Consider the following 23641-nt stretch of genomic DNA (forward strand, 5'->3'; position numbering starts at 1 on the left):
TATGCAATTTTCCGAACAATGGCTGAGAAGCTGGGTCAATCCGGCGCTGAATACCGAACAATTGTCCGACCTGCTGACCATGGCTGGCCTGGAAGTGGAAGAAACCGTCGCCGCCGCGCCGGCTTTCTGCGGCGTGGTGATTGCCGAGGTGAAGGAGTGCGTCAAGCATGAGAACGCCGACCGACTGCGCGTGACCAAGGTCGACGTCGGCACTGGCGAACTGATCCAGATCGTCTGCGGCGCGCCCAACGTCGCCGTTGGCGTGCGCATTCCCTGCGCGCTGCCGGGCGCGGTGCTGCCCGGCGACTTCAAGATCAAGCCGACCAAGATGCGCGGCGTGGAATCCAACGGCATGCTGTGCTCCGGCAAGGAGCTGGGCGTGCCGGAAGACGTGGATGGCCTGATGCTGCTGCCGGCCGACGCGCCGATTGGCCAGAGCATCCGCGATTACCTGGGCCTGGACGACCAGCTGTTCACGCTGAAGATCACCCCGAACCGCGCCGATGGCCTGTCGATCCGCGGCATCGCCCGCGAAGTGGCGGCGCTGACCGGCGCCGAGTTGAAGCCTGTGGCCATCGAGCCGGTGGCGCCGTCCATCGACGACGTTCGTCCGGTGAAGATCGAGTCGCGCGAGGCTTGCGGCCGCTATCTGGGCCGCGTGGTTAAGGGCGTCAACGCCGCCGCGGCCACGCCGGCCTGGATGCGCCAGCGCCTGGAGCGTTCCGGCCTGCGCTCGATCTCCGCCATCGTCGACATCACCAATTACATCCTGCTGGAGCAGGGCCAGCCGATGCACGCTTTCGATCTGGCCAAGATCGAAGGCGGCATCACCGTACGCCAGGCCCGCGCCGGCGAGAGCCTGCTGTGCCTGAACGAAAAAACGGTCGAGCTGCAAACCAAGCATCTGGTGATCGCCGATGACGCCAAGCCGCTGGCCATGGGCGGCATCATGGGCGGCGAGCACAGCGGCGTCACCACCGCAAGCCGCGACATCTTCCTGGAATCCGCGTTCTTCGCGCCGGAAGCGATCGCCGGCAAGGCGCGCGAGCTGGGCTTTGGTTCAGATTCATCCTACCGCTACGAGCGCGGCGTCGATTTCGCGCTGCAGCGCGAAGCGATCGAGCGCGCCACCCGCCTGGTGTTGGACATCTGCGGCGGCGAAGCCGGCCCGGTGGTCGAGGAAGTGGCCGAGCTGCCGAAGCGCCTGTCCGTCAAGCTGCGCGTGGCGCGCGTGGCCAAGGTGTTGGGCGTGGCGCTGTCCGCCGAGCAGATTGGCGACATCCTGTCCCGCCTGGGTCTGGCCCACTCGCTGGAAAACGAAATCTTCACCGTGCAGGCGCCGTCGTTCCGCTTCGATATCGAGATCGAGGAAGATCTGATCGAAGAGGTGGCCCGTGTTTACGGCTACAACAGCATCCCGTCTGACGCGCCGCGCTCCGGCATGCGCATGCTGGCGCAGCCGGAAGAGAAGCGTCCGGTGGATCAGCTGCGCCACCTGCTGGCCGGCCGTGACTACCAGGAAGTGGTCAGCTACGCCTTTGTCGACGAGCGCTGGGAGCGCGATTTCGCCGGCAACGACAATGCGATCCGCCTGCAGAACCCGATCGCCAGCCAGATGAGCGTGATGCGCTCGACGCTGATCGGCGGCCTGGTCGACGTGCTGGCTGGCAACATCAACCGCAAGCAGCCGCGCGTGCGGCTGTTCGAGGTGGCGCGCGTGTTCCTGCGCGGCGCGGACGGTTTCGACCAGCCGGAACGAGTGTCCGGCCTGGCCTGGGGCCCGCGTCTGTCCGAGCAATGGGGCGCCAAGGGCGAGCGCGTCGATTTCTTTGATGCCAAGGCCGATGTCGAAGCCTTGCTGCATCCGGTCAAGGCCGAGTACCGCAAGGCGGCTCATCCGGCCTTCCATCCCGGCCGCTGCGCTGAGGTGCTGGTGGACGGCAAGGCGGTCGGCGTGATCGGCGAGCTGCATCCGCAGTGGGTGCAGGCCTATGATCTGGTCAACGCTCCGGTCCTGTTTGAGCTGGATCTGGCGGCGGCTACCGCGCGCAGCCGAATCAAGGCGCAGCCGGTCAGCAAGTTCCAGCCGGTGCGCCGCGATCTGGCGCTGCTGGTGGACGAGGCGGTGACTGTGGCGCAGCTGCTGTCTGCATTCGATGCCAAACGCGCTGAGATCGTCACCGATATCGCCTTGTTCGACGTTTATCGCGGCAAGGGCGTCGCCGAAGGCAAGAAGAGTCTGGCCTTTAGCGTGCTGATGCAGGACAATAGCCGAACCCTGACCGACGAGGACGTGGAGCCGGCTATGCAGGCCCTGCTGAACGCGGTGTCGGAACTGGGCGCGCAACTGCGCGTGTGATCAAGATGTGGGCGGGCGGATCCCAATGGGTCCGCCCGTCGATTGTGGTTTAGAAGTTTGAGGGGAATGTCATGACTTTGACGAAGGCTGAACTGGCCGATTTGCTGTTTGACCAGGTTGGTCTGAACAAACGCGAAGCCAAGGACATGGTCGAGTCGTTTTTCGAAGAGATCCGGCTGGCGCTGGAGTCTGGGGATTCGGTTAAGCTGTCGGGTTTCGGCAACTTCCAGTTGCGCGACAAGCCGCAGCGTCCGGGCCGCAATCCCAAGACCGGGGAAGAGATTCCCATCACCGCCCGCCGTGTGGTAACGTTCCACGCAAGCCAGAAACTCAAGGGAATGGTTGAGCAATACCATGCTAACAAGCAAGGCTGATCTGCCGTCGATTCCGTCCAAGCGTTACTTCACCATCAGCGAAGTCGGCGAACTCGCTGGGGTGAAGCCGCATGTGCTGCGTTATTGGGAGCAGGAGTTTTCCCAGTTGCGCCAGGTGAAACGGCGCGGCAATCGCCGTTATTACCAGCATCACGAAGTTTTGCTGGTGCGCCGCATTCGCGAATTGCTGTACGACGACGGCTTTACCATTCAGGGCGCTCGCCAGCGGCTGGGAATGGGCGATGATAGCGAACGTCCGGTTACCGCGCAGGAAGTGCGCGCCGAATTGGAATCCATCCTTGAATGGTTGGATTCGGGTATTGGCAAAAAATAATAAATCAGTTACACTATGTTTCTCTTGAGTCGGGGTGTAGCGCAGCCTGGTAGCGCACCTGCATGGGGTGCAGGGGGTCGGAAGTTCGAATCTTCTCACCCCGACCAATAGAGCCTAAAGCAGCATCAAACTAAAAAGCCAGCGCAAGCTGGCTTTTTTGTTTTCATCTCCCGACTTCTATTCGCGGCGCGATTTTATTTCTCCTTCCTATTATCGGTTTTATCCGATGCCAGTTTGTCCTTCTGTTGCTGATATACTCGTTTTGGTTTTGTCGCGAGTGATAGACCGTTTTCAAGTCATTGTTTTTCCGAGCCGAGCATCCGAATGAGCATTACCCGTCCCGATTCCCCCTGCATCGCCCTGTGTTCCACCGCGCTGGGCGACAACGTTTGCCGCGGTTGCGCGCGCACCTTCGCCGAAGTGAGCCAGTGGTGCTTCATGTCGGCCGATGAGCGGGAGGCGGTATGGCTGCGTCTGCCGGCGCGCCTGCGCCTGCTCCAGCTGGCGGCGGCTTGCGGCGCGCTGCTGGAGTTGGATGAGCTGGATGGCGCCGAGTGGGGGCGCTTGCCCGCTGGCGGGCATTATCGAGTGGATGAGGCGGGCTGCTTGCGCTGGCGCGACGCCGCTTTGGCGCGCGAAGACGCATGCGATTGCGCGGGCTTGTCGCTGGAGCGGGCGGCGGCATGGCTGCTGGATAAGTGATTCGAAAGGATGATATGGCGGACAGTTCCAAGGCGGATTTCTGGGAGCAGCGTTACCGTGAAGGCGTGATGCCTTGGGAGGGCGGGCGATTGCCGCCGCCCGCGCGCGAGTTTTTCGCCGCGCAGCCGCCGTGGCGGGTATTGATGCCGGGCTGCGGCAGCGCGGCGGACATGCCGCCCTTGCTGGGCATGGGGCATGAGGTGCTGGCGGTGGATTTCAGCGAGGCCGCGGTCGAGCTGGCCGCCAGGCAGTGGCCGGAAGCCGCTGGCCGATTATTGCTCGCCGATTTTTTCCTGCAAGAATTGCCCGTTTTCGACTGCGTGTTCGAGCGGGCTTTTTTGTGCGCCTTGCCTGTGCGCATGCGAAAGCAATATGCTGATCGAGTCGCGGCGCTGATCCGTTCCGGCGGGGTGCTGGCCGGGGTGTTTTTCATAGCCGACGCCGAGCGGGGGCCGCCGTTCGGCATCGATGCCGAGTCCCTGGCCGAGCTGTTGTCGCTGTGGTTCGAGCTGGAGGCGGATGAGGCGCTGGGGCCGAGCGTCGCGGTTTTCCGCGATAGCGAGCGCTGGATGGTGTGGCGGCGGCGAGGGTTTGATCTGAGTCAAATTTCCGGATGAGAATCGGCTGGCAATTGCGGCGCGCATCGGAAAAAATAACGTCCTAATAAAAAATAGCGGCGGCACAGCCGGCAAGAGGAGAGCAAATGGAGTGGTTTTGGCGCTTGTACACGTTTTCGGAAAAGACGTTCTGGAACACGCTTGGCAAGAAGTTGTGCAGTTTTTTCTTCATCAGCCTGTTCCAGCTGCTGATGGTGGCCTACAGCTACCATGCCTTGTCCGACATTCGCGACAGCCTGCGCGGAGCTGGGGTGTCGCCGCAGATCATGGCAGGGGTCGAGGCCAGCATAGACAGCGCGCTCTACTGGACGCTGGGGCTGTGGGCCTTGAGTTTCGTCTTCATCGCTTTCATGGTCTGGTATCTGCGCTACCTGATCGTGCGGCCGTTGCGCATGATCATCCAGATCTTCAACGAGATCGGCGCCGGCGCTGGCGACCTGTCGCGCGAGATTCCCACCATCACCTATGACGAGATCCGCGAGCTGTCGCTGTCTTACAACCGCTTCTTGCTGAAAATGCGGGAAATCATCAGCAAGGTGAGGCTGATGACGGTGCGCATCGCGATGGATTCCGCGGTGACGCGGCGCAATGTCACCGAGTCGCTGGGCAGCGCCCGCCAGCAGGACGATCTGGCCAAGCAGGTGAGGCAGGCCAGCGACGATTCGACGCGCGGCGCGGGGCTGGTCACCGAGCAGACGGAGGCCATCTCCGCCACCACCGCCGAGAACCTGAAAGTGGCGCGCGACTCTTACCAGGAGTTGCGTCTGGTGACGGATAGCATTCACGACATCAGTCGCAAGGTCGGCCATTTCAACCACACAGTGGAGGATCTGAGCCAGCGTTCGGCCAGCATCAAGACCATTGTCGATCTGATCAAGGACGTGTCCGAGCAGACCAATCTGCTGGCGTTGAATGCCGCCATCGAAGCGGCGCGCGCAGGCGAGAGCGGCCGTGGCTTCGCGGTGGTGGCGGACGAGGTGCGCAAGCTGGCGGAGCGGGTGAAGACCGCCACCGACGAGATTTCGCGCAATATCGACGGCATGCTGGGTCTGGTGGCGAATACCCAGCAGGAAACCGAGGCCATCACCGCCGATACCAATCAGGCGCGCGACGTGATCTCGCGCGCGTCCGAGCACTTCAGCAAGATGATGGGCGATTTCGAGGCGACATCCAGCAGCCTGAGCCAGATCGCCTCCACCATGCATGGTTTCGCCGACAGCAACCAGCAGGTCAATCTGAATGTGGCAGAAATCCACCAGCTGGGACAGTTGGTGAGCGGCCGTCTGGGGCAGACCGAAAAAGCGGCGACCGAGCTGACGGTGGCGGCGGAGCAGGTGCAGGAGCTGGTTTCCAAGTTCGTCATCGGCGACGGCGCTTTCGATCAGGCGGTGAATCGGGCCCGGAGCGTCCGCGATCAGGTGCAGGGCTTGTTGCAGCAGGCGCAGCAGAGCGGCCTGGACCTGTTCGATCAGCGTTACCAGCAGATTGCCGGCACCGCGCCGGCAAAATACCGCACCGCTTACGACGCCAAGCTGGAAAAGCTTCTGCAGCCGATGCTGGACGGCGTGGTGGGGCAGATTCCGGGCGGCAAGTTCTGCGTGGCGGTGGATGGCAACGGCTATGCGCCGACCCATAACAGCTGGTACAGCAAGCCGCCCAGCGGCGATCCGGCCAAGGATCTGGTCGAGAGCCGCGACAAGCGCATCTTTAACGACGCGGCCGGCTTGCGCGCGGCGCGCAATGTGCAGCCCTTCCTGTTGCAGACATATAGCCGCGACACAGGCGAGGTGCTGTCCGAGGTGGTGCTGCCTTTGGAGTTGCGCGGACGGCACTGGGGCGCCTTGCGGGTGGGTTTCGATCCCCACGCCTTGTTGACGCAGGAGTGAGCGCGGAATGAGAAAAGGGAGGCTGAGGCCTCCCTTTTTCGTGTCTGCGATTATAGCGACAACGGTGTCATCAGCGTGGCGATGCCCAGGCCGATGAACAGCACGGCGGCGATGGCATGCATCAACTTTTGCGGCAGTTTCTTGGCGGCCACCTCGCCCAGCAGCACCGCCGGAACATTGGCGATCATCATGCCCAAGGTGGTGCCGGCCACCACCATGTAGAGCTGTTCGGGGAAGCGCGCCGACAGCGCCACGGTGGCGATCTGGGTCTTGTCGCCCATCTCGGCGATGAAGAAGGCGATCACGGTGGTGCCGAAAATGCCGAAGCGTTCGCGCAGCGCGTCGGTTTCATCCAGCTTGTCGGGTATCAGCATCCATACCGACATGGCGACGAAGGACAGGCCCAGGCCCCAGCGCATGAGGTCAGGCCCTACCTGGTTCATCAGCCATTGGCCGACGGCGGCGGCGGCGAAATGGTTGACCAGCGTCGACACGAAAATGCCGAGGATGATGGGAACGGGCTTCTTGAAGCGGGAGGCGAGCAGCAGGGCCAGCAGTTGGGTCTTGTCGCCGATCTCGGCCAAGGCCACCACGCCGGTGGAAATCATGAAGGCTTGCATGGGAACTCCAGGGGCCGCGGACACGCCATGACAAGCCTGCGCCGCGGCCCCGCTGTGCGCAAACATGTCATGGGTCTTGCCAAACGGAAGATCGTCGCAGCGGCCATGGCGAATGCCAAGTATGTTGACCGGTGCCGGCGCTGTCGCGCGCCGAGGCTACTCCCCCAGAACGGAAGCGATTGTAGGGGAATCGTCCGGCGCGGGCAAGCGCGGCGCCGATGTCGACGCCGCGGCCGGCTGCGCTTCTAGTCCAACTGAGAAGTGCAGCAGGGGCAGCGGGTGGCTTTTTCCGGGATGGCGGACAGACAGTAGCGGCATTCCTTGGTGGCGGGCGCGGCAGGGGCGGGCGCGGCTTCTTCGCGCTTCAGTCGGTTGATGGCCTTGACCAGCATGAAGATGGCGAAGGCGACGATGGTGAAGCTGACCAGCGAGTTGATGAACAATCCCAGGTTCAGCGTGGTGGCGCCGGCCTGCTTGGCGGCGGCGACGGAAACATAGGGCCCCGCTTGTTTGGCACCATCCTTCAACACGAAGAACAGGTTGGAGAAGTCGACATTGCCGATCAGCAGGCCGATGGGCGGCATGATCACATCGTCTACCAGCGATTTGACGATGGAGCCGAATGCGCCGCCGATGACGACGCCGACCGCGAGATCGATCACATTGCCTTTGACGGCGAATTCTTTGAATTCCTTCAGGACGGACATGGCTTTTCCTTTATTTGATAGCGATTATTTTAACTGTTCATGCATGTTTGTGGCAAAACTACTGGGGCTGGACTTGGGGAGTCTGCCGCTCCGGCAGTGTGCCCAGCAGGGCTCCGCCCAGAATCAGCAGAATGGCGACTACCGCCAGCGGATTGAGCTTGCCCTGGCCGCTAGCGGTGAGCAGCAGGGTGGATAGCAGCGGGGTGGCGTAGGAGAGCGAGCCGATTTGTCGGGGATCGCCCAGTCTGAGCGCGCGTTCCCACAGGAAGAAAGCGCCTCCCATCGGGCCGAGGCCCAGCAGGACCAGCATCATCCATTGTTCGGCGCTGGGTTGCGCCGCAGGCTCGAACAGCGCATGGCACAGCAGAGACAGCAGGCCGGAGGCCAGACAGAAGCTGCCCATCGCGCTGCCGGAGAAGGCGGGCAGGCGGCTCAGAAGCAGGCTGAAGGTCGACCAGACCACGGCGGCGGCTATCGCCAGCAGATAGCCCGGCAGGTACTGTTGAGATAGCGCCAGCTTGCCGCCGCTGACGATGAGGCCCGCGCCGATGAAGCCCAGCATGCCGCCGATGACGTGCCGGCGGGTCAGGCGTGTGCCTGGCCGCAGCAATGGGGACAGCATCACGATGAGCAGCGGCCATAGATAGTTGAGCAAATTGGCTTCTAGAGCGGGGGCTAGCTTGAAGGCGAAAAAAAGCAGGAAGTGGTAGCCGAACAAGCCGTAGACGCCGGCCAGCAGCGTCAGCGGCGGCACGCGCCACTCGCGGATGCGGTGAATGGAGAGCAGGCTGCCGACGCAGAGGCTGACGCCTACGACGAGAAAGGGTGGCAGGTTTCGGGTGAGCGCGCCCAGCGTGGCGAGGGAGGCCCACAGCAGGATGGCGCCGCTGGCGAGCGGTATGGGTTTGTTGAGCATCGTTTCTCCAGTGGATGGAGACGATTGTAAAAGGGAAACGCGAAACGAAAAAGCCGCAGCGTGAGCTGCGGCTTGTCGTATTCTGGCTCCCCGAGCAGGGCTCGAACCTGCGACCTGCGGATTAACAGTCCGTCGCTCTACCGACTGAGCTATCAGGGAACAAAACTTTGAATTGGGCGCCCAAGGCGGTGTGGCTCCCCGAGCAGGGCTCGAACCTGCGACCTGCGGATTAACAGTCCGTCGCTCTACCAACTGAGCTATCAGGGAACAAACACACTCAAATTTCAGCCACAGAAGCGGTGGCTCCCCGAGCAGGGCTCGAACCTGCGACCTGCGGATTAACAGTCCGTCGCTCTACCAACTGAGCTATCAGGGAATTGAGTGAGGGCGAACTATATACGGAGCCCGACAGCCTTGTCAATGCCTGCCGCGGTAAAAAATACGGCGGCGGATGTGCGGGCTGGAGAAGGGTAACTTAGGTGTTTGTTATGCAATGGTATTTCACTGGTCATGTCCGGCGCCGCTGGCGACGGGATGGCCGTTGGCGGTAAGATCAACTATCGAAAATCAATGCGGAGTCAACGGAACATGAATGCATTCTGGGATGAATGGTTGAGACAAAAGGGCGTGGTCCGCGGTGAAAACGGACAAGCGCCGCTGGCATCCCATCTGGAGCAGGTGGCCGCCTTGGAAAATGGATCGGTATTGGCCCCGCTGGAAAACTTTGTGTTGATCCGGGTGGAGGGCGAGGATGCCGCCGCGTTTCTGCAGGGACAGTTGTCGAATGATATTCGCGAAGTGACGGCGGGCTGCGCGCAGTACAGCACCTATTCCACCGCCAAGGGACGCATGCTGGCCAGTTTTCTGATCTGGCGGCATGAGGGCGCTTATTGCCTGATGGTTTCCGCGGATATCGCCGAGGCCGTTGCCAAAAGACTCGCCATGTTTGTGTTGCGTTCCAAGGTGAAGGTGACGCTGGATCGAGATTGGTCGTTATTGGGGCTGTCCGGCATTTTGGCCAGGAGCGAGTTGCAAAAACATTTCCCTGGCCTGGCGTCGCTGGAAAAAATGCAGGTTGAAGCCCAGTCTGAAGCCGCGCTGGTAGCTTTGCCGAATGGCGGCTATTTGCTGGCGTTGAAAGACGGCTGCGGCATCGGCGAGGACATCGCGCGCGCGGAAGGTTTGCAGGCGGCGCTGGCGCAAGCATGGGCATTGCGGGATATTCAGGCTGGAATCGCTTGGGTGGTGCAGGCGACACAGGAACAGTTTGTGCCGCAAATGGCGAATATGGAATTGATTGGCGCGGTCAACTTCAAGAAGGGGTGCTATCCAGGCCAGGAAATTGTCGCGCGCAGCCAGTATCTGGGCAAGATGAAGCGCAGGATGTTCAAGGTGTCATTTGATACCGCTTTGTCGGTTGGGGCCAAGCTTTATAGTCCGCAATTGCCGGATCAGTCGATAGGCATGCTGGCAGCTGTATGTCAGTTGAACGATTCCGCTTATCTGGGCTTGGCCGTGGCGCAATCTCAGACCTGGGAAGCTGGCATATTTGCCGATGAGGAACATACTATTGCGCTGCATCGGCTGGAATTGCCATATGCAATCGAATCCGTGACAGAATAATGGGTAATCCATTTTCTTTTTAATCCTTGACTTGCGCCATTTCGATTGGCTACATTACATCCTGTAAATCGTTAAACCAATAATCAAGGGAACATGTCATGGATCTGTCCAAGCTGGAATTCACCGCGCTGGTCGCACTGAAGGCTGACGTAGAAAACGAAATCAAGCGTCGCGAAGTGGAAGAAAAATCCAAGGCCAAAAAGCAGATTATCGAACTGGCCCGCGCCTATGGCTTGAGCGTGGAAGACGTGCTGAGCAAGGCCGTGGCGGTGCGCAAGCCGGTGGAAGCCAAGTATCGCCACCCCAGCGACAGCAACCTGACTTGGACTGGCCGCGGCCGCAAACCGGCTTGGGTGCAGGCTTGGATCGACAGCGGCAAAAAGCTGGAAGCCCTGGCTATCTAAGTTTGGATTCATATAAAGAAAGCGCCGAGTCGGCGCTTTTTTTTTCTAATGGTTTTCTTGCCCGGCAGCAGCGAGCGTCGCTGCTTGCTATAAATAGTGATGGCAGCCTGCGCAGGCGGAACACCGCTCGGCTCGGGGGCCTAACGATACTGGACAAGAGCATGCTGGATTTCTTCGCAAGGGGATCCAAGGGCAAGCAGGATCCCTTGGCCAACGCATCATCGGCGAAAGCCTATGCGGAAAAGCTGAAACAGGAGTTCGGCGCCGGCGCGCACGACAAGGTTGCCGAGTTGCTGGCGGGCTTGAACTCGCCTTCTTTGGAATTATCAGCAGACCAGCTTGAGGCGGTGCTGGCGTTGAATCAGGAAACGCAGCCGTTGCACGATACCCTGTGCGTGCAATATCTGATGAATGCCCGCATGCCCAAGGTGCTGGAAGCGCAGCTGCGCGCGCAAATCCTGAATTACGGCAAGCAGTTTACTGATTTTTACCAATATGCATTGCCTGTCGAGTCCGATAATCCTAATGGCGTAAGGGTGCAAGAGCATTTGCCTTTGGTGCTGGCGCGGATGTTTTATTACCTTGCCGAGTATGCCAAGTGGCAGTATGTGAGAAATTACCAGCCAGACGAAGTATTCTGGCTGAATGTCAATCAGCTGTATCGATTCGCCGAGCAGCGCGGCTGGGATAGCCGGCCGGTATTTCTTTTTGGCGAGAAGAACGGCGCGACCACGGTCCAGGATCAGTATCTGGCATTGCATATGATGTCGGTGCTGAGCAATGGCAATCTCAACGCCCGGCAAGTGAATTTCTCCTATGAGTTGCTGGCCTTGCTCAGCAATCGCATGACAATCAGCAAGTCTTATTTCGCCGACGCCAGTTTCTGCGTGTCTTTGGCCGAGCCCAAGCCCGCCGCGCGGGTGAAAGGGGAGGCTGGCGAATGGGCGCGTTACTGGAATACGGCCGAGTTGGTGGAAATTCTGCATGGCTGGGCGATCGTGATGGAGGCGAGCCGAATTCCGGCCGAATTGAAACGCCTGATCGAGCCCGGCATCGACGCGTCGTTGCTGCGCATCTTGACCCGGGAGTGGGCGGCCAAGCCGGTGCTGTTCGAGCGCGCGGAACGGGTGGCGGTCAGCGACCGGCAGGTGGAGGTCGCGCATCGCCTGCATCTGCTGCACAAGCTGATTCGCAGGCCGGACGAGGAGCAGATGCAAGGCCAGCGAGGCGTGGACAAGGATAGCTACGAGGATGCGGCGAATATCCGCATCTATGGCTTCGTCACCAGCCGCAAGCGGGACAAGACGCTGTCGCCGTCGCCCGCCACCAGTTCGCTGTCGTTGTCTGGAGAGACCGCGGAAGCGGGGTTGCCGCAGGAGTTTCAGCGCTGGTCGCTGGAGAATGTCAGCCAGACGGGCTTGGGCGTGTCGCTGGATGTGATGGGAAACGAGTGGGTCAGCCTGGGCAGCTTGATCGGCTTTCGCGAGCCGGAGCAGGAGGGGTGGAGCCTGGGCATCATCCGCCGCGTCAAGCGCACCGGCCGGGAGCGCATCTATCTGGGGGTGGAAACGCTCAGCACGCGGCCGCTGGCGGCGTCGCTGCGGCCGACCGATGCCCGCCTGATCGATCCCACGCTGCCGCCGGACCAGGTCTGGCTGGCCGGCCATATCAGCCTGTTCATGCCTTATCGGCGCGCCGGCAAGGTGGTCAACGCGTTGATCTTGCCCCTGTCGCTGTACATGCTGGGCAAGCAGTTCTACATGACTGCCCGGGGCAAGCATTTCCAGATCGCGCTGGGCAAGGTGCTGGAAAAAGGCAGCGATTGGTGCATGGCCGAGGTGGAGCTGGTGAAGGCGCTGGACAAGCTGCCCGTGGCGATGTGAGCGGGACATGAAAAAAGCCGGCGATTGCCGGCTTTTTCATTTGGAACGCGGATTACTCGCCGCGCGCCAGATTATTCAGCACCGCGTAGATCGGGCTGAGAGCGGATTCGCCCAGGCGCAGGCTGCGCTGGCCGTTCCAGCCGAAGTCGTCGTCGGGCAGGTTGTGATTGTCCTTGAACGGCATTTCCAGCGTGAAGGCGAGGCAGCCGAACTGTTCGCATACCCAGTTGGTGGCGATGCTCATATTGGCTTTGCCGGCTTCGTTGCGCGGGTAGCCGTGCTCGGTCTGGAAATCGGGGCTGGCCAGCAGGAAATGGTGGCGGAAGCTGTCCGCGAGCTTTTCCAGTTTGGCATTCCACGACGGCACGCCTTCGGTGCCGGCCAGGAATACATAAGGAATGTTTTCGTCGCCGTGGATGTCTAGGAACAGATCTACGCCGGTTTCCAGCATTTTCTGGCGCACCACCAGCACTTCCGGGCTGGTTTCCGCGCTGGGGTTCGCCCACTCGCGGTTCAGGTTGGCGCCGGCGGCGTTGGTGCGCAGATTGCCCAGCACCGAGCCGTCCGGATTCATGTTCGGCACCACGTAGAAAGTGGCGCGGTCCAGCAGCGCGCGGCTGGTGGGATCCTGCGGATCGAGCAGGCGGTTGAGGAAGCCCTCGACAAACCATTCCGCCATGGTTTCGCCCGGATGCTGGCGCGCGGTGATCCAGATCTTCAGGTCCGACTCCACCTCGTGGCCGATGGTCAGCAGGTTCATGTCGCGGTCCTGCACGGTGGAGCCTAGGTCGGATACTTGGCACAGGCCGGAGCCTTGGGCCTGGCCGATCAGGTTCAGGTGCTGGTCGTAGGTGTAGGGCTCGAAGTAGGCGTAGTAGATGCTGCCCGACAGCGGCACGTGTTCGATCACCATCACGCCGTCTTCGTAGTGGGTGGGCACGCGGAACCAGTTGACGCGGTCGTAGGAGGCCATCGCCTGGTAGTCCACCCAGCCCTGCGGGTAAGCGCATTCGGCGGCGTTGAGGAAGCGGAAGGTGCAGTGTTGATAGGCAGCACCTTGCACGCGGAAGTAGAACCACTGAGCGAAGTCGGCCGCGTTGTCGCGGCGGATGCGCAGTTGGATGTCTTCAAGGCTGTCGGCGGAGACGATCTCGATGCTGCCGGCGTCGAAGTTGCTGCTGATTTTCATGCGGGGGAACCTGTCGTGCTTGCTCAATCTGGTAAAACGGGATTGTACCGCCGCAGCGTGGGGCGCGCATCCGTTAATGCGAAAACCCCGCCGTGAGGGCGGGGTTGCGGCGAAGGGCGCTGCCCCTCGGGCCTCAGACGGTGGCGCCGCGCTTGGAGGAGTTCTTCACCGCGTCGGCGGTGGCGCTGGTGGCGGCCTTGACGCTGCTGTCGGTGAATTCGGCCACTTGTTGGGCGGCCTTGCTGAAGGTGTTGACCGCGGCGGCGGCGGCGGCTACCGAGGTTTTCACCGCGTTCAGCGTGGCGTCGGAGCCGGCGGGCGCGTTCTTGGCCACGGATTCGATCGAGCTGATCAGCGATTTGTTGAACAGGCCTACGCTCTCCTCAACCAGCTTGCTCAGCTCGCTTTGCGTGCCGGAGACCACTTCGTACAGATCGCGCGAATGGTTGACGAGCTTGTCGATGGACTGGGTGGCCAGCTTGTTCAGGTGGTTGATCGCGTCCTGGGAGTCCTTGAATTCGGTCAGTTGCCTGGCCGCCTTGGTATGGTCTTCCAGCGACTGCTTGGACGCTTCCAGTTGCAGTTTGACCAGGCGCTCCGTGCTGTCCAGCGCGATCTGGGCGAAGCGCAGGGTGGACTCGAGGCCGGTCAGGGAAAGCTTGTTCAGCTGTTCGTTGTTGTAGGACATGGTGTAAAACCTCCATTGCGTGGAAAATGGGGTCCGACTGTGTTCCGTTGAAGTGGTATTGTGCGCCGCACAATGACGCGTAAATGTAGCACAAGGGGCAAAGGGGTGGTAGAAGATTTGCTCTAGTTTGTTGTATTTATGTTAGATTGCCAGCGCACAACACCACGAAGATAAACCAGGAGCGATAAATGAGTGTTGAGAAACGGGTCATCAAGAAGTACCCGAACCGCCGTCTGTACGATACCGCCACCAGTTCCTACATCACTTTGGGTGATGTCAAACAGTTGGTTCTGGACAATGTCGACATCCAGGTGGTGGATGCCAAGACTCAAGAAGACATCACCCGCAGCGTGTTGCTGCAGATCATTCTGGAAGAGGAAAACGGCGGCATGCCGATGTTCAGCTATGAGGTGCTGACTCAGTTCATCCGCTACTACGGCCAGGCGATGCAGGGCATGATGGGGCCTTTCCTGGAGAAGAACCTCCAGCTGTTTTCGCAGCTGCAGCAAAAAATGCAGGAACAGACCCGCGCGATGTATGGCGACAACGCGATGCTGAACACCACGATGTGGGGCGAGTTCATGAAGCTGCAGGGGCCGGCCATCCAGAACATGATGGCCAACTACATGGAGCAGAGCACCGGCATGTTCCTGGAGATGCAAAACCGCATGCAGGAGCAGACCAAGCAGCTGTTCGGCGGATTCGGTTTCCCGGGCTATCCGGGTTCGGAGGACAAGGACAAATCCTGAGCGGCGAAAGCGGCAGGGATCATGAAAGGCCGGGGACGGAAACGCTCCGGCCTTGTTTTTGCCTGTGTTTTGACGGCCGGGGAAAGCGAAGATGACGGTTGAAGACGAGCGCCTGCGGCGAGCGCAGCGGCTGCACCTGTCCGGCGACGCGGAGGCGGCGGAATCAGCCTACCGCGATCTGCTGGACGATGAGGCTCAGGGCGCCGCCGCCAGGCATTGGCTGGGCTTCCTGCTGATGCAGCGCGACCGCGCGGGTGAAGCGCTGCCCTTGCTGGAGCGGGCGGTGGCGGCGGATGGAGGCCATGCCGAGTGGCATTTCAATCTGGGGCTGGCCCGCGCGCGGATGGGGCTGGACCAAGAGGCGGTGAGCGCATTGAGCGAAGCCGTCCGGCTCGACCCGCCCCGCTATTTCTACTGGACCAATCTGGGCGCGCAGCTGATGCGGGCCGGCCGGGACGCCGAGGCCGAGCAGGCTTTGTGCCATGCGGTGTCGCTGAACCAGCATTGCCCGGATGCCTTCCATCTGCTGACCGGCATGCTGCTGCGGCTGGGACGCCACGGCGAGGCCCGGCGCTGCAATGCCTTGGGCGTGCTGGCCGAGCCGCCCGGGGCGATGGCGCCGATCGCGGTGGGACAGGCATTGTGCGAGCTGGGGCGGCATGAGGAGGCGAGGGCGCTGGCTCAGGAATGGCTGCGGGAGAGGGGCGACAGCCCGGTGGCCCGGCACATGCTGGCGGCGTTCGGTGGGGGAGAGGCGCCGGATTCCTGCGACGCTGAATACGTCGGCAGCGCCTTCGACGCCGCGGCGGCCAGCTTCGATCAGGATCTGGCGCGCTTGCGTTATCAGGGTCCGCAATGGACGGCGGCTTGCCTGTCCCGGCTGGGCATCGCGGCGCATTCGCTGCCCGCGCTGGACCTGGGATGCGGCACCGGGCTGGTCGGCGAGGCGGCGCGCCCTTACGCCAGCCGGCTCGATGGCGTGGACCTGAGCGCCGGCATGCTGGAGCAGGCCAGGGCCAAGGGAATATACGACAGTCTGGATGAGCGGGAGCTGCGTGACTTTCTCCGGACAGGGGGCGGGACTTACCAGCTGATCGTCTGCATGGACACGCTGCCTTACCTGGGCGAACTGGAAGAGCTGTTCATCCTGTTGGCGGCGCGGGCGATGCCTGGCTGCCTGCTGCTGTTCTGCACCGAAAGCCTGGACGATGGCGAGGCCGGCGATTTCCGGCTGCATCACAGCGGCCGCTACCGCCACCATGTCCGTTATCTGGACCGTTTGCTGCAAGAAGGTTGGGAGGTGCTGGAAAGGACGCGGATGCCGGTCAGGGACGAGTCCGGCTGCCCGGTGTGGGGTGACTTCGTCTGCGCGCGAAAACGCTAGGCGTACGAGTGATTCGAAACAAACCGTCATGGTATTTAAATGGTATTTGTAATTAATTCATATTGATCAATTACTCTATTTTGGATATTCATAAAGCCATCGCCATGCGCAGGCGAGTGGCATCGCTTGCGCGTGTTTTTCGTCAATCTCATGAAGGATGACCGCGATGCACGCCAAAACCACGCTTCCCCTGCTGTTGCTACTTTCGCTTTCCCCTCTGGCACATGCCCTGGGCAAGACTCCGGGCACTTATACCAACTACCGCTTCCCCGCCGCGGCGTCGGCTGGCATGGATGCCGTTGATTTCACCATCAAGGTGGACCGCGATCCAGGCTATTCCGCCAATGTGTACTGGGCCAACCAGTTCGATCTGGTCGGCACGTCCGGCGCTTATACCGGCATGCAGAGCAATGGCGGCGGCAAGCGCACCTTCCTGTTTTCCGCCTGGGACACCACCGACGCGAAAGCGGGCAGCGCCGGCAGTTACTGCACCACTTTCTCCGGCGAAGGCACCGGCCGCAGCTGCCGCATCCACGTGGACTGGACGCAGGGGCATAGCTACCGCTTCCACGTCGCTTACGAGGCCGGCGGCTGGCTGGGGGTGACCGTCACCGATCAGACCAGCGGCGCGTCGTTCAAGCTGGGCAGCATCAAGACCGCGGCGAGCAAGATCTCGCCGCACAATATGGTCAACTGGGCCGAATACTTCGAGTGGAACAGCAACCGCGCCACTTGCCTGGGGCAGCCCTATAGCAAGGCGACATTCGGCGTGCCGTCCGGCTTCGTCGCCGGCAGGCTGGTGCCGGCCAGCATCAGCGGCACCTCGGTCAGCGACGCCTGCCCGGCATTTTCCAAGGTCACGCCCTACAGCCAGAGCAGCGAACAGGAAAACGGCATCGGCAACAGCACCCGAGGGCCGATCGCCAATGGCAGCCAGTGCCTGGACGCCAGCGGCGGCGCGAGCGAGGGCGCGGCGGCGATTGCCTACGGCTGCCACGGCGGCGGCAATCAGGCCTGGGTGCATGCGAAGGATGGCTCGCTGCAGCTGAAGGACAATTACTGCCTGGAAGAGAACGGCAGCGGCGTGGATATCCGCAGCTGCAGCGGGACATCCGCCTGGACGCGCAGCGGCAGCGCGATACGCAGCGCCAAGAGCGGCCTGTGCCTGAGCGCCAACCGTTCCGGGCAGCCGGTCAGCCTGCTGCAGTGCAGTGGCTCGGCCAATCAGAGCTGGAGCTTGCCGACGCGCTGACGCGGCGGGGTCCGGTCGAGGCCGGACCCGATCAGCCCCCGGCGGCCGCGTTCAGGAATGCCGGCTGGAACAAGCACATCCTCAGCGCGCTGCGATAGCGGCCATTGACGAAAAATTCGTCTATCAGCTCGCCTTCCGGCTGGAAGCCCAGTTTCTGGTAAACGTGTATCGCCTTGGCGTTTTCCTTGTCGACGATCAGGTACAGCTTGTACAGGTTCAACACCGCGAACGCGTAGCGCATCGCCAGCCGGGTAGCCTGGCTGGCGTAGCCCCGGCCCTGGTGTTCCGGATGGATGATGATCTGGAACTCGGCGCGGCGGTGGATGTAGTCGATCTCCACCAGTTCCACCAATCCAACTTTGCGCGCGCCGTCCTCCACCACGAAACGGCGCTCGTTTTGGTCGTGAATGTGCTTGTCGTACAGATCCACCAGCTCGACGAAGGCTTCGTAAGGTTCTTCGAACCAGTAGCGCATGATGTTGGCGTTGTTGTTCATCTCGTGGACGAAGGCGAGGTCGTCGCGTTCCAGCGGGCGGAGCTTGAGGGAGGAGGCTTGGGTCGACATGGATATTTCCTGTGATGGGCGCGGGGGCTGCATGAGTAGACCAGATCCGACCGCCGCGCCGCGCGCGAGTTCTGGCATGGGCGGGCATGGCGGGCTTGTGAACGGCGGAAACGCTTGGCTCCAGGGTTTGACAAGCTCATGTTTCTTAAGCTAAGTTTCGCCGCCTGGCCATTCACCAATATATAAGGTGCCCCATGACTGCCCTTTACGCCTCGGATCAGAGAGTGACCCGAGCGCGCTCCGCGCAATCGCTAGCGATGAAGCATTGTTCGGAGCCTGATACGGAAGCTTGAGCTTCCACTCATTCATCGCCACGCAGATTGAACGCTTCCCGCGAGGGCGGCGGCATGGCGCGTGGCGATCGATATCAACAGGGCCGCGGATGATGACTCATCCGCGGCCCTGATCGTTTCCGCCGTCCTCTCAACGATGGCGTTCTTCCAAGCGAGCCGGGTCAAACCGGCTCGCTTTTTTCATTTCCGCGTGAATTCGCAACTAACTTGAATTGTGTTTCAGAAAGGATGATTCCATGTCCCAGAACATTTACGACGACCAAGGATTTTTCGATGGCTACGCGCAGCTGCCGCGCTCCCGCTGCGGCCTGGACGGCGCGCCTGAGTGGCCGGCGCTGCGCGCCATGCTGCCCGATCTGCGCGGCAAGAGCGTGGTCGATCTTGGCTGCGGCTATGGGTGGTTCTGCCGCTACGCCAGCGAGACGGGGGCCAGCGAAGTGCTGGGCATCGAGTTGTCGGAGAAAATGCTGGCGCGCGCTCGCGAGCTGACCGTCGGCGGCAACATCCATTACCAGCAAGGCGACCTCGAACGGCTGGTCCTGCCCGAGCAAGGGCTGGATCTGGTTTACAGCTCGCTGACCCTGCATTATCTGCCCGATCTCGCGCCGTTGTTCGCCGCTGCCCATCGCGCCTTGAGGCCCGGCGGCTGGCTGGTGTTTTCGATGGAACATCCCATCCATACCTGCCCGAGCGTTCAGCAGTGGGTGAATGACAGCGAAGGCCGCCGCTCCTGGGCGGTCAACGGCTATCAGGCGGAGGGGCGGCGCGTCAGCAACTGGCTGGCCGACGGCGTGGTCAAGTACCACCGCACGCTGGGCGCCACGCTCAACGCCCTGATGGCTGCCGGCTTCGCGTTGCGGCATGTGGACGAATGGGGACCGAGCGCCGAGCAGATCGCCGCGCAGCCGGCGTTGGCGGAGGAGGCCGAGCGTCCGATGCTGGTGCTGATTGCCGCGCAAAAGTAAGCGCAGGGGAGGCGTCGCGGTCCGCCGCGCCTCTTTATCTACCCGTTTTTGCGCGGGCCAGCCGACGCGTTAAACCATGTGAGTATCGCGAGGCAAACCGTTGTATAATCGCGCGATTTTGTTTCCGCCCAAGACGTTGAACATGAACAAGACTCCCCGCGTCGGGTTCGTCTCCCTTGGTTGTCCCAAGGCCGCGAGCGATTCCGAACAGATCCTGACCCGCCTTCGCGCCGAAGGCTATGAAATCGCTCCTTCCTATGATGGAGCGGACCTGGTGGTGGTGAACACCTGTGGTTTCATCGATTCCGCTGTCGAGGAATCGCTGGACGCCATCGGCGAAGCGCTGAACGAAAACGGCAAAGTGATCGTCACCGGCTGTCTGGGGGCCAAGGGCGATGTGGTGCGCGATGTGCATCCGTCGGTCTTGGCCGTGACCGGCCCGCACGCCACCGAGGAAGTGATGACCGCGGTGCATACCCACCTGCCCAAGCCGCACGACCCCTTCGTCGACCTGGTGCCGGATATCGGCGTGCGCCTGACGCCCAAGCATTACGCCTACCTGAAGATTTCCGAGGGCTGCAACCACCGCTGCACCTTCTGCATCATCCCGTCGATGCGCGGCGATCTGGAAAGCCGTCCCATCCACGACGTGCTGCGCGAGGCGGAGAGCCTGGCCAAGGCCGGCGTCAAAGAGATCCTGGTGATCTCGCAGGATACTTCGGCTTACGGCGTGGACACCAAGTACAAGCTGGGTTTCCACAACGGCCGTCCGGTGAAGACCCGGATGACCGAGCTGTGCGAGGAGTTGGGCAGCCACGGCATCTGGGTGCGCCTGCACTATGTCTACCCGTACCCGCATGTGGACGAGGTGATTCCGCTGATGCGCGACGGCAAGATCCTGCCGTATCTCGACATCCCGTTCCAGCACGCCAGCCAGAAAGTGCTGAAGCTGATGAAACGGCCGGCCAACAGCGACAACGTGTTGGCGCGCATCAAGAAGTGGCGCGAGATTTGCCCGGAACTGGTGATCCGCTCCACCTTCATCGTCGGCTTCCCCGGCGAGACCGAGGAAGACTTCGAGGAGCTGCTGGCATTCATCCGCGAGGCGGAGCTCGACCGCGTCGGCTGCTTCACTTACTCCCCGGTCGAAGGCGCCACCGCCAACGAGTTGCCGAACCCGGTGCCGGAAGGCGTGAAAGAAGCCCGCAAGGAGCGCTTCATGGAAGTGCAGGCCGAAATCAGCGCGCGCCGCCTGGAGCGCCGCGTCGGCCAGACTTTGAAAGTGCTGGTGGACGAGATCGATGAAGAAGGCACCGCGGTATGCCGCAGCTATGCCGACGCGCCGGAAATCGACGGCCTGGTGTTTGTCGAAGACTCGACCGGCATGCAGCCGGGCGAGTTCTACCAGGTGGAAATCGTCGATTGCAGCGAGCACGATTTGTGGGGCGAGCGTCGCTGACGCGTGCCTCGCGGACAAGACAAAGCGCCGGATTTCGATCCGGCGCTTTTTTATTTCGCACTGGATAGAATTTTTGACATTCCGGCCCTTGCGGCAAGATGGTTAACGGTATAATGGCCGTCAGCTTATGACGAGGCCATGTTTGTCAATGTCCTATTCGATTCAAACCCTGGCCGACATCGCATCCTGCGATCTCCTGTGTTGCCCGCCGTCCCTGCCCATTCGCGAAGCCGCCAGCCGGATGATGGCGGCAGCCTGCAGCTCCATCGTCGTGCGCGACGAAAAGGGAGAGGTGCTGGGCCTGTGGACCGAATCCGATGCGCTGGAGGCGTCGCTGGGGCGCCGCGATCCGGACCTGCCGGTGGGGCAGGCGGTCAGCGCGCAGTTGGCCAGCCTGCCGCACGACATGTCGTTGCAGGACGCGGTGGAGGCCTTCCGCCGTCGCCAGCTGCGCCACGCGCTGGTGTGGAAGCGCGGTCAACCGCTGGGCATCGTCACGCTGACCGACATCGTCCGCAATCAGGGGCTGGAATCCTTTCTGATCGTCAAGCGCATCCGCGACCTGCCAGGGCCGCCGGCGCGGTCGCTGCCGGCGGCGGCCACGCCGCGCGAGGCGATGGAGCGGATGCGCGAGCAGGGTTTGTCGGCGCTGGCGGTGGCGCTGGAGGATGGCGGGCATGGCATCGTCACCCAGCGCGACGTGCTGCGCTGGCTGGCCTCGGACCAGTTGCCGCCAACCCTGGGCGAGGGCTGCCGCCGTCCGCTGATCGGCGTGTCCGAATTTTCCAGTTTGCTGCAGGCCAGGCGTTTGCTGCAGCAGCACAATATCCGCCACCTGGCGGTGTTCGGCGACGACGGCAAGTTGCTGCGGCTGCTGGGCTTCGACGACATCGTGCAGGGCATCGAACACGAATACCTGCACGAGCTGAACGAGGCGCTGCGCCAGCGCGACGAGGCCTTGCAGCAGTCGCGCCACAGCCTGCTGTTGGCCGACAAGGTGTTCGAATCGACGATGGAAGGCATCATCATCACCGACCGCAATGGCGTGATCCAGTCGGTGAATCCCGCTTTCGCCCGCATCACCGGCTACAGCCGGGAAGAGGCGCTGGGCAAGACGCCGGCCTTGCTGAAATCCGGCAAGCAGCCGCCCGAGTTCTATCAGCAGCTGTGGCGCTGCCTGCTGCGCGACGGACGCTGGCAGGGCGAGGTGGTGAACCGCCGCAAGGGCGGCCTGCTGTACACCGAGCACCTGAGCATCACCGCGATCCGCGACGCCAACGGCGAATGCCTGCACTACGTGGCGGTGTTTTCCGACATCACCCAGCGCAAGCAGGCCGAGGAAAGGCTGCACTTCCTGGCCAACCACGACGCGCTGACCAGCCTGCCCAACCGCACGCTGTTCCTGGAGCGGCTGCAGGGAGCGGTGGACCGGGCCGGCGCGGCCGGCCAGCAGCTGGCACTGCTGTTCATCGATCTGGACCGCTTCAAGCTGGTCAACGACACCCTGGGCCATTATGCCGGCGACCAGTTGCTGATCCACATCGCGCGGCAGCTGCAATCGCGGCTGCTGCCCACCGAGACCGTGGCCAGGCTGGGAGGCGACGAATTCACGCTGCTGCTGGAAGGTGCCGCCGGCGAAGCCCAGGTGGCCGCGAGGGCGCAGGCGATGCTGGACGCGGTCACCGAGCTGTCCGGCGTGGCCGGCCAGCAGATGTTCATCTCCGCCAGCATAGGCATCAGCATGTTCCCGCTGGACGGCCGCGACGCCGACACGCTGCTGGTTCACGCCGACACCGCGATGTACCGCGCCAAGGATGGCGGCAAGAACGGCTTCCAGTTCTACACCCCGGACATGAACGCGCGCGCGCTGGAGCGGTTGAAGCTGGAATACAGCCTGCACCGCGCGCTGGCGCAGCAGGAGCTGGAGCTGTGGTACCAGCCCAAGGTGGCGCTGGACAGCGGCGCGCTGGTGGGCGCGGAGGCGCTGCTGCGCTGGCGACATCCCGAGCTGGGCCTGGTGCCGCCGGACCGTTTCATTCCCATCGCCGAGGAAAGCGCGCTGATCGCGCAGATCGGCGCCTGGGTGCTGGAGACCGCCTGCGCCGACGCCCGCCGCTGGCGCGACGCCGGCCTGGCGCCGGGCCGCCTGGCGGTGAATGTGTCCGGCCGCCAGCTCAAGCACGGCGACTTTGTCGCCGAGCTGGAGCAGACGCTGGCCCGCCATGGCCTGGACAGCGGCGCGCTGGAGCTGGAAATCACCGAGAGCGTGGTGATGGAGGACGCCGGCGGCATGGTGGATACGCTGTTCCGGCTGCAGAGGCTGGGCATGTATCTGTCCATCGACGATTTCGGCACCGGTTACTCCTCGCTGTCCTATCTGAAGCGCTTGCCGGTGCGCGGACTGAAGATAGACCGCTCCTTCATCGACGACCTGCATTGCGACGGCGACGACGCCGCCATCACCAGCGCCATCGTCTCCATCGCCCGCAGCCTGGGGCTGGACGTGGTGGCGGAGGGGGTGGAAGAGGAGGCGCAGCGGCGGTTCCTGCTGGAGCAGGGATGCAACTGCGCGCAGGGCTATCTGTTCAGCAAGCCCTTGCCGCCTGAGGCGTTCACCGCGATGCTGGAGGCGCGGTCGCCGGTGGCGATGGCGGGGCGATGAGCGGCTTCAG

General features: G+C 62.3%; 21 protein-coding genes and 4 tRNA genes. 16 read left to right on the forward strand and 9 right to left on the reverse strand.

The features are described from left to right. The first annotated feature begins 1 nt into the window (after position 1). From pheT to VA599_RS19495, 7 genes are all read left to right on the forward strand, one after another. On the forward strand, positions 2-2359 hold the full coding sequence (gene pheT / locus VA599_RS19465; RefSeq protein ID WP_346790154.1) for a phenylalanine--tRNA ligase subunit beta: 2358 nt from the start codon (positions 2-4) through the stop codon (positions 2357-2359). A 71-nt stretch (positions 2360-2430) separates the two neighbouring features. Further along, entirely contained in the window at positions 2431-2733 is a 303-nt protein-coding gene (locus VA599_RS19470; RefSeq protein WP_011134908.1) for an integration host factor subunit alpha, read from the forward strand. Beyond that, entirely contained in the window at positions 2714-3067 is a 354-nt protein-coding gene (locus tag VA599_RS19475) for a MerR family transcriptional regulator (RefSeq protein WP_021477053.1), read from the forward strand. Before VA599_RS19470 ends, VA599_RS19475 begins: the two co-directional genes overlap by 20 nt. A 30-nt stretch (positions 3068-3097) precedes the next feature. Further along, positions 3098-3174: transfer RNA gene (locus tag VA599_RS19480), tRNA-Pro, on the forward strand. A 217-nt stretch (positions 3175-3391) separates the two neighbouring features. Next, entirely contained in the window at positions 3392-3769 is a 378-nt protein-coding gene (locus VA599_RS19485) for a DUF1289 domain-containing protein (RefSeq protein ID WP_346790155.1), read from the forward strand. A gap of 14 nt (positions 3770-3783) precedes the next feature. After that, a complete protein-coding gene (locus VA599_RS19490) occupies positions 3784-4386 on the forward strand; it encodes a methyltransferase domain-containing protein (protein ID WP_346790156.1) in 603 nt (200 codons plus the stop codon). Positions 4387-4472: 86 nt separating this feature from the next. After that, the gene (locus tag VA599_RS19495) at positions 4473-6272 is read left to right on the forward strand and encodes a methyl-accepting chemotaxis protein (protein ID WP_346790157.1); all 1800 of its coding nucleotides are present in this window, start codon (positions 4473-4475) and stop codon (positions 6270-6272) included. Positions 6273-6322: 50 nt separating this feature from the next. Here VA599_RS19495 and VA599_RS19500 read toward each other — a convergent pair whose 3' ends face one another. From VA599_RS19500 to VA599_RS19525, 6 genes are all read right to left on the reverse strand, one after another. Continuing rightward, complete coding sequence (locus VA599_RS19500) at positions 6323-6892, reverse strand: TMEM165/GDT1 family protein (RefSeq protein WP_346790158.1); 570 nt, start codon at positions 6890-6892, stop codon at positions 6323-6325. A 245-nt stretch (positions 6893-7137) separates the two neighbouring features. After that, positions 7138-7599 (reverse strand): large conductance mechanosensitive channel protein MscL, encoded by a 462-nt coding sequence (gene mscL / locus VA599_RS19505; RefSeq protein WP_021477058.1) that lies wholly within the window; start codon positions 7597-7599, stop codon positions 7138-7140. 58 nt (positions 7600-7657) lie between these two features. Beyond that, positions 7658-8515 carry a DMT family transporter gene (locus VA599_RS19510; protein WP_104946416.1) on the reverse strand — a complete coding sequence of 286 codons (858 nt, stop codon included), beginning with the start codon at positions 8513-8515 and terminating at the stop codon, positions 7658-7660. 83 nt (positions 8516-8598) lie between these two features. Next, a tRNA-Asn gene (locus tag VA599_RS19515) sits at positions 8599-8674 on the reverse strand. A gap of 32 nt (positions 8675-8706) precedes the next feature. Continuing rightward, positions 8707-8782: transfer RNA gene (locus tag VA599_RS19520), tRNA-Asn, on the reverse strand. Between the two features lie 33 nt (positions 8783-8815). Further along, positions 8816-8891, reverse strand: a tRNA-Asn gene (locus tag VA599_RS19525). 212 nt (positions 8892-9103) lie between these two features. On the opposite strand from VA599_RS19525, the gene ygfZ reads away from it, so the two are divergent. From ygfZ to VA599_RS19540, 3 genes are all read left to right on the forward strand, one after another. Continuing rightward, positions 9104-10138 carry a CAF17-like 4Fe-4S cluster assembly/insertion protein YgfZ gene (gene ygfZ / locus VA599_RS19530; RefSeq protein WP_346790159.1) on the forward strand — a complete coding sequence of 345 codons (1035 nt, stop codon included), beginning with the start codon at positions 9104-9106 and terminating at the stop codon, positions 10136-10138. Positions 10139-10236: 98 nt separating this feature from the next. Next, complete coding sequence (locus VA599_RS19535; RefSeq protein WP_021477061.1) at positions 10237-10542, forward strand: H-NS histone family protein; 306 nt, start codon at positions 10237-10239, stop codon at positions 10540-10542. 161 nt (positions 10543-10703) lie between these two features. After that, a complete protein-coding gene (locus VA599_RS19540; protein ID WP_021477062.1) occupies positions 10704-12425 on the forward strand; it encodes a hypothetical protein in 1722 nt (573 codons plus the stop codon). A 52-nt stretch (positions 12426-12477) separates the two neighbouring features. Here VA599_RS19540 and VA599_RS19545 read toward each other — a convergent pair whose 3' ends face one another. Then, positions 12478-13614: a M14 family metallopeptidase gene (locus VA599_RS19545; protein WP_104946419.1), complete on the reverse strand. Its 1137-nt coding sequence runs from the start codon at positions 13612-13614 to the stop codon at positions 12478-12480. 133 nt (positions 13615-13747) lie between these two features. Then, positions 13748-14302, reverse strand: a complete 555-nt coding sequence (locus VA599_RS19550; protein WP_021477064.1) for a phasin family protein — start codon at positions 14300-14302, stop codon at positions 13748-13750. Positions 14303-14490: 188 nt separating this feature from the next. Between VA599_RS19550 and phaR the strand changes: the two genes are divergently transcribed. The 3 genes from phaR (at position 14491) to VA599_RS19565 (ending at position 17687) form a co-directional block, all read left to right on the forward strand. Next, positions 14491-15051, forward strand: a complete 561-nt coding sequence (phaR, locus tag VA599_RS19555) for a polyhydroxyalkanoate synthesis repressor PhaR (protein WP_021477065.1) — start codon at positions 14491-14493, stop codon at positions 15049-15051. A 91-nt stretch (positions 15052-15142) separates the two neighbouring features. Continuing rightward, positions 15143-16435, forward strand: coding sequence for a methyltransferase domain-containing protein (locus VA599_RS19560; protein WP_346790160.1), 1293 nt, complete (start codon positions 15143-15145; stop codon positions 16433-16435). A gap of 166 nt (positions 16436-16601) precedes the next feature. After that, a complete protein-coding gene (locus VA599_RS19565; protein WP_346790161.1) occupies positions 16602-17687 on the forward strand; it encodes an RICIN domain-containing protein in 1086 nt (361 codons plus the stop codon). A gap of 31 nt (positions 17688-17718) precedes the next feature. On the opposite strand, the gene speG is transcribed toward VA599_RS19565, so the two are convergent. Next, the gene (gene speG, locus VA599_RS19570) at positions 17719-18252 is read right to left on the reverse strand and encodes a spermidine N1-acetyltransferase (protein WP_104946422.1); all 534 of its coding nucleotides are present in this window, start codon (positions 18250-18252) and stop codon (positions 17719-17721) included. Between the two features lie 529 nt (positions 18253-18781). Here speG and VA599_RS19575 point away from each other — a divergent pair. The 3 genes from VA599_RS19575 to VA599_RS19585 all read left to right on the forward strand — a co-directional run bounded on the left by VA599_RS19575 (position 18782) and on the right by VA599_RS19585 (position 23631). Beyond that, positions 18782-19510 carry a class I SAM-dependent methyltransferase gene (locus VA599_RS19575; protein ID WP_346790162.1) on the forward strand — a complete coding sequence of 243 codons (729 nt, stop codon included), beginning with the start codon at positions 18782-18784 and terminating at the stop codon, positions 19508-19510. A gap of 142 nt (positions 19511-19652) precedes the next feature. Beyond that, a complete protein-coding gene (rimO, locus tag VA599_RS19580) occupies positions 19653-20969 on the forward strand; it encodes a 30S ribosomal protein S12 methylthiotransferase RimO (RefSeq protein ID WP_346790163.1) in 1317 nt (438 codons plus the stop codon). Between the two features lie 148 nt (positions 20970-21117). Further along, positions 21118-23631 (forward strand): EAL domain-containing protein, encoded by a 2514-nt coding sequence (locus tag VA599_RS19585; RefSeq protein ID WP_346790165.1) that lies wholly within the window; start codon positions 21118-21120, stop codon positions 23629-23631. Positions 23632-23641: the final 10 nt, after the last annotated feature.

It is taken from the genome of Chromobacterium indicum, assembly GCF_039708975.1.
Classification (GTDB): Bacteria; Pseudomonadota; Gammaproteobacteria; order Burkholderiales; family Chromobacteriaceae; genus Chromobacterium; species Chromobacterium piscinae.

What these genes read in the sequence shown, in the direction of transcription:
- pheT (WP_346790154.1), top strand. Translation starts at nt 2, where the DNA reads ATGCAATTTTCCGAACAATGGCTGAGAAGCTGGGTCAATCCGGCGCTG.
- VA599_RS19470 (WP_011134908.1), top strand. Translation starts at nt 2,431, where the DNA reads ATGACTTTGACGAAGGCTGAACTGGCCGATTTGCTGTTTGACCAGGTT.
- VA599_RS19475 (WP_021477053.1), top strand. Translation starts at nt 2,714, where the DNA reads ATGCTAACAAGCAAGGCTGATCTGCCGTCGATTCCGTCCAAGCGTTAC.
- VA599_RS19485 (WP_346790155.1), top strand. Translation starts at nt 3,392, where the DNA reads ATGAGCATTACCCGTCCCGATTCCCCCTGCATCGCCCTGTGTTCCACC.
- VA599_RS19490 (WP_346790156.1), top strand. Translation starts at nt 3,784, where the DNA reads ATGGCGGACAGTTCCAAGGCGGATTTCTGGGAGCAGCGTTACCGTGAA.
- VA599_RS19495 (WP_346790157.1), top strand. Translation starts at nt 4,473, where the DNA reads ATGGAGTGGTTTTGGCGCTTGTACACGTTTTCGGAAAAGACGTTCTGG.
- VA599_RS19500 (WP_346790158.1), bottom strand. Translation starts at nt 6,892, where the DNA reads ATGCAAGCCTTCATGATTTCCACCGGCGTGGTGGCCTTGGCCGAGATC.
- mscL (WP_021477058.1), bottom strand. Translation starts at nt 7,599, where the DNA reads ATGTCCGTCCTGAAGGAATTCAAAGAATTCGCCGTCAAAGGCAATGTG.
- VA599_RS19510 (WP_104946416.1), bottom strand. Translation starts at nt 8,515, where the DNA reads ATGCTCAACAAACCCATACCGCTCGCCAGCGGCGCCATCCTGCTGTGG.
- ygfZ (WP_346790159.1), top strand. Translation starts at nt 9,104, where the DNA reads ATGAATGCATTCTGGGATGAATGGTTGAGACAAAAGGGCGTGGTCCGC.
- VA599_RS19535 (WP_021477061.1), top strand. Translation starts at nt 10,237, where the DNA reads ATGGATCTGTCCAAGCTGGAATTCACCGCGCTGGTCGCACTGAAGGCT.
- VA599_RS19540 (WP_021477062.1), top strand. Translation starts at nt 10,704, where the DNA reads ATGCTGGATTTCTTCGCAAGGGGATCCAAGGGCAAGCAGGATCCCTTG.
- VA599_RS19545 (WP_104946419.1), bottom strand. Translation starts at nt 13,614, where the DNA reads ATGAAAATCAGCAGCAACTTCGACGCCGGCAGCATCGAGATCGTCTCC.
- VA599_RS19550 (WP_021477064.1), bottom strand. Translation starts at nt 14,302, where the DNA reads ATGTCCTACAACAACGAACAGCTGAACAAGCTTTCCCTGACCGGCCTC.
- phaR (WP_021477065.1), top strand. Translation starts at nt 14,491, where the DNA reads ATGAGTGTTGAGAAACGGGTCATCAAGAAGTACCCGAACCGCCGTCTG.
- VA599_RS19560 (WP_346790160.1), top strand. Translation starts at nt 15,143, where the DNA reads ATGACGGTTGAAGACGAGCGCCTGCGGCGAGCGCAGCGGCTGCACCTG.
- VA599_RS19565 (WP_346790161.1), top strand. Translation starts at nt 16,602, where the DNA reads ATGCACGCCAAAACCACGCTTCCCCTGCTGTTGCTACTTTCGCTTTCC.
- speG (WP_104946422.1), bottom strand. Translation starts at nt 18,252, where the DNA reads ATGTCGACCCAAGCCTCCTCCCTCAAGCTCCGCCCGCTGGAACGCGAC.
- VA599_RS19575 (WP_346790162.1), top strand. Translation starts at nt 18,782, where the DNA reads ATGTCCCAGAACATTTACGACGACCAAGGATTTTTCGATGGCTACGCG.
- rimO (WP_346790163.1), top strand. Translation starts at nt 19,653, where the DNA reads ATGAACAAGACTCCCCGCGTCGGGTTCGTCTCCCTTGGTTGTCCCAAG.
- VA599_RS19585 (WP_346790165.1), top strand. Translation starts at nt 21,118, where the DNA reads ATGTCCTATTCGATTCAAACCCTGGCCGACATCGCATCCTGCGATCTC.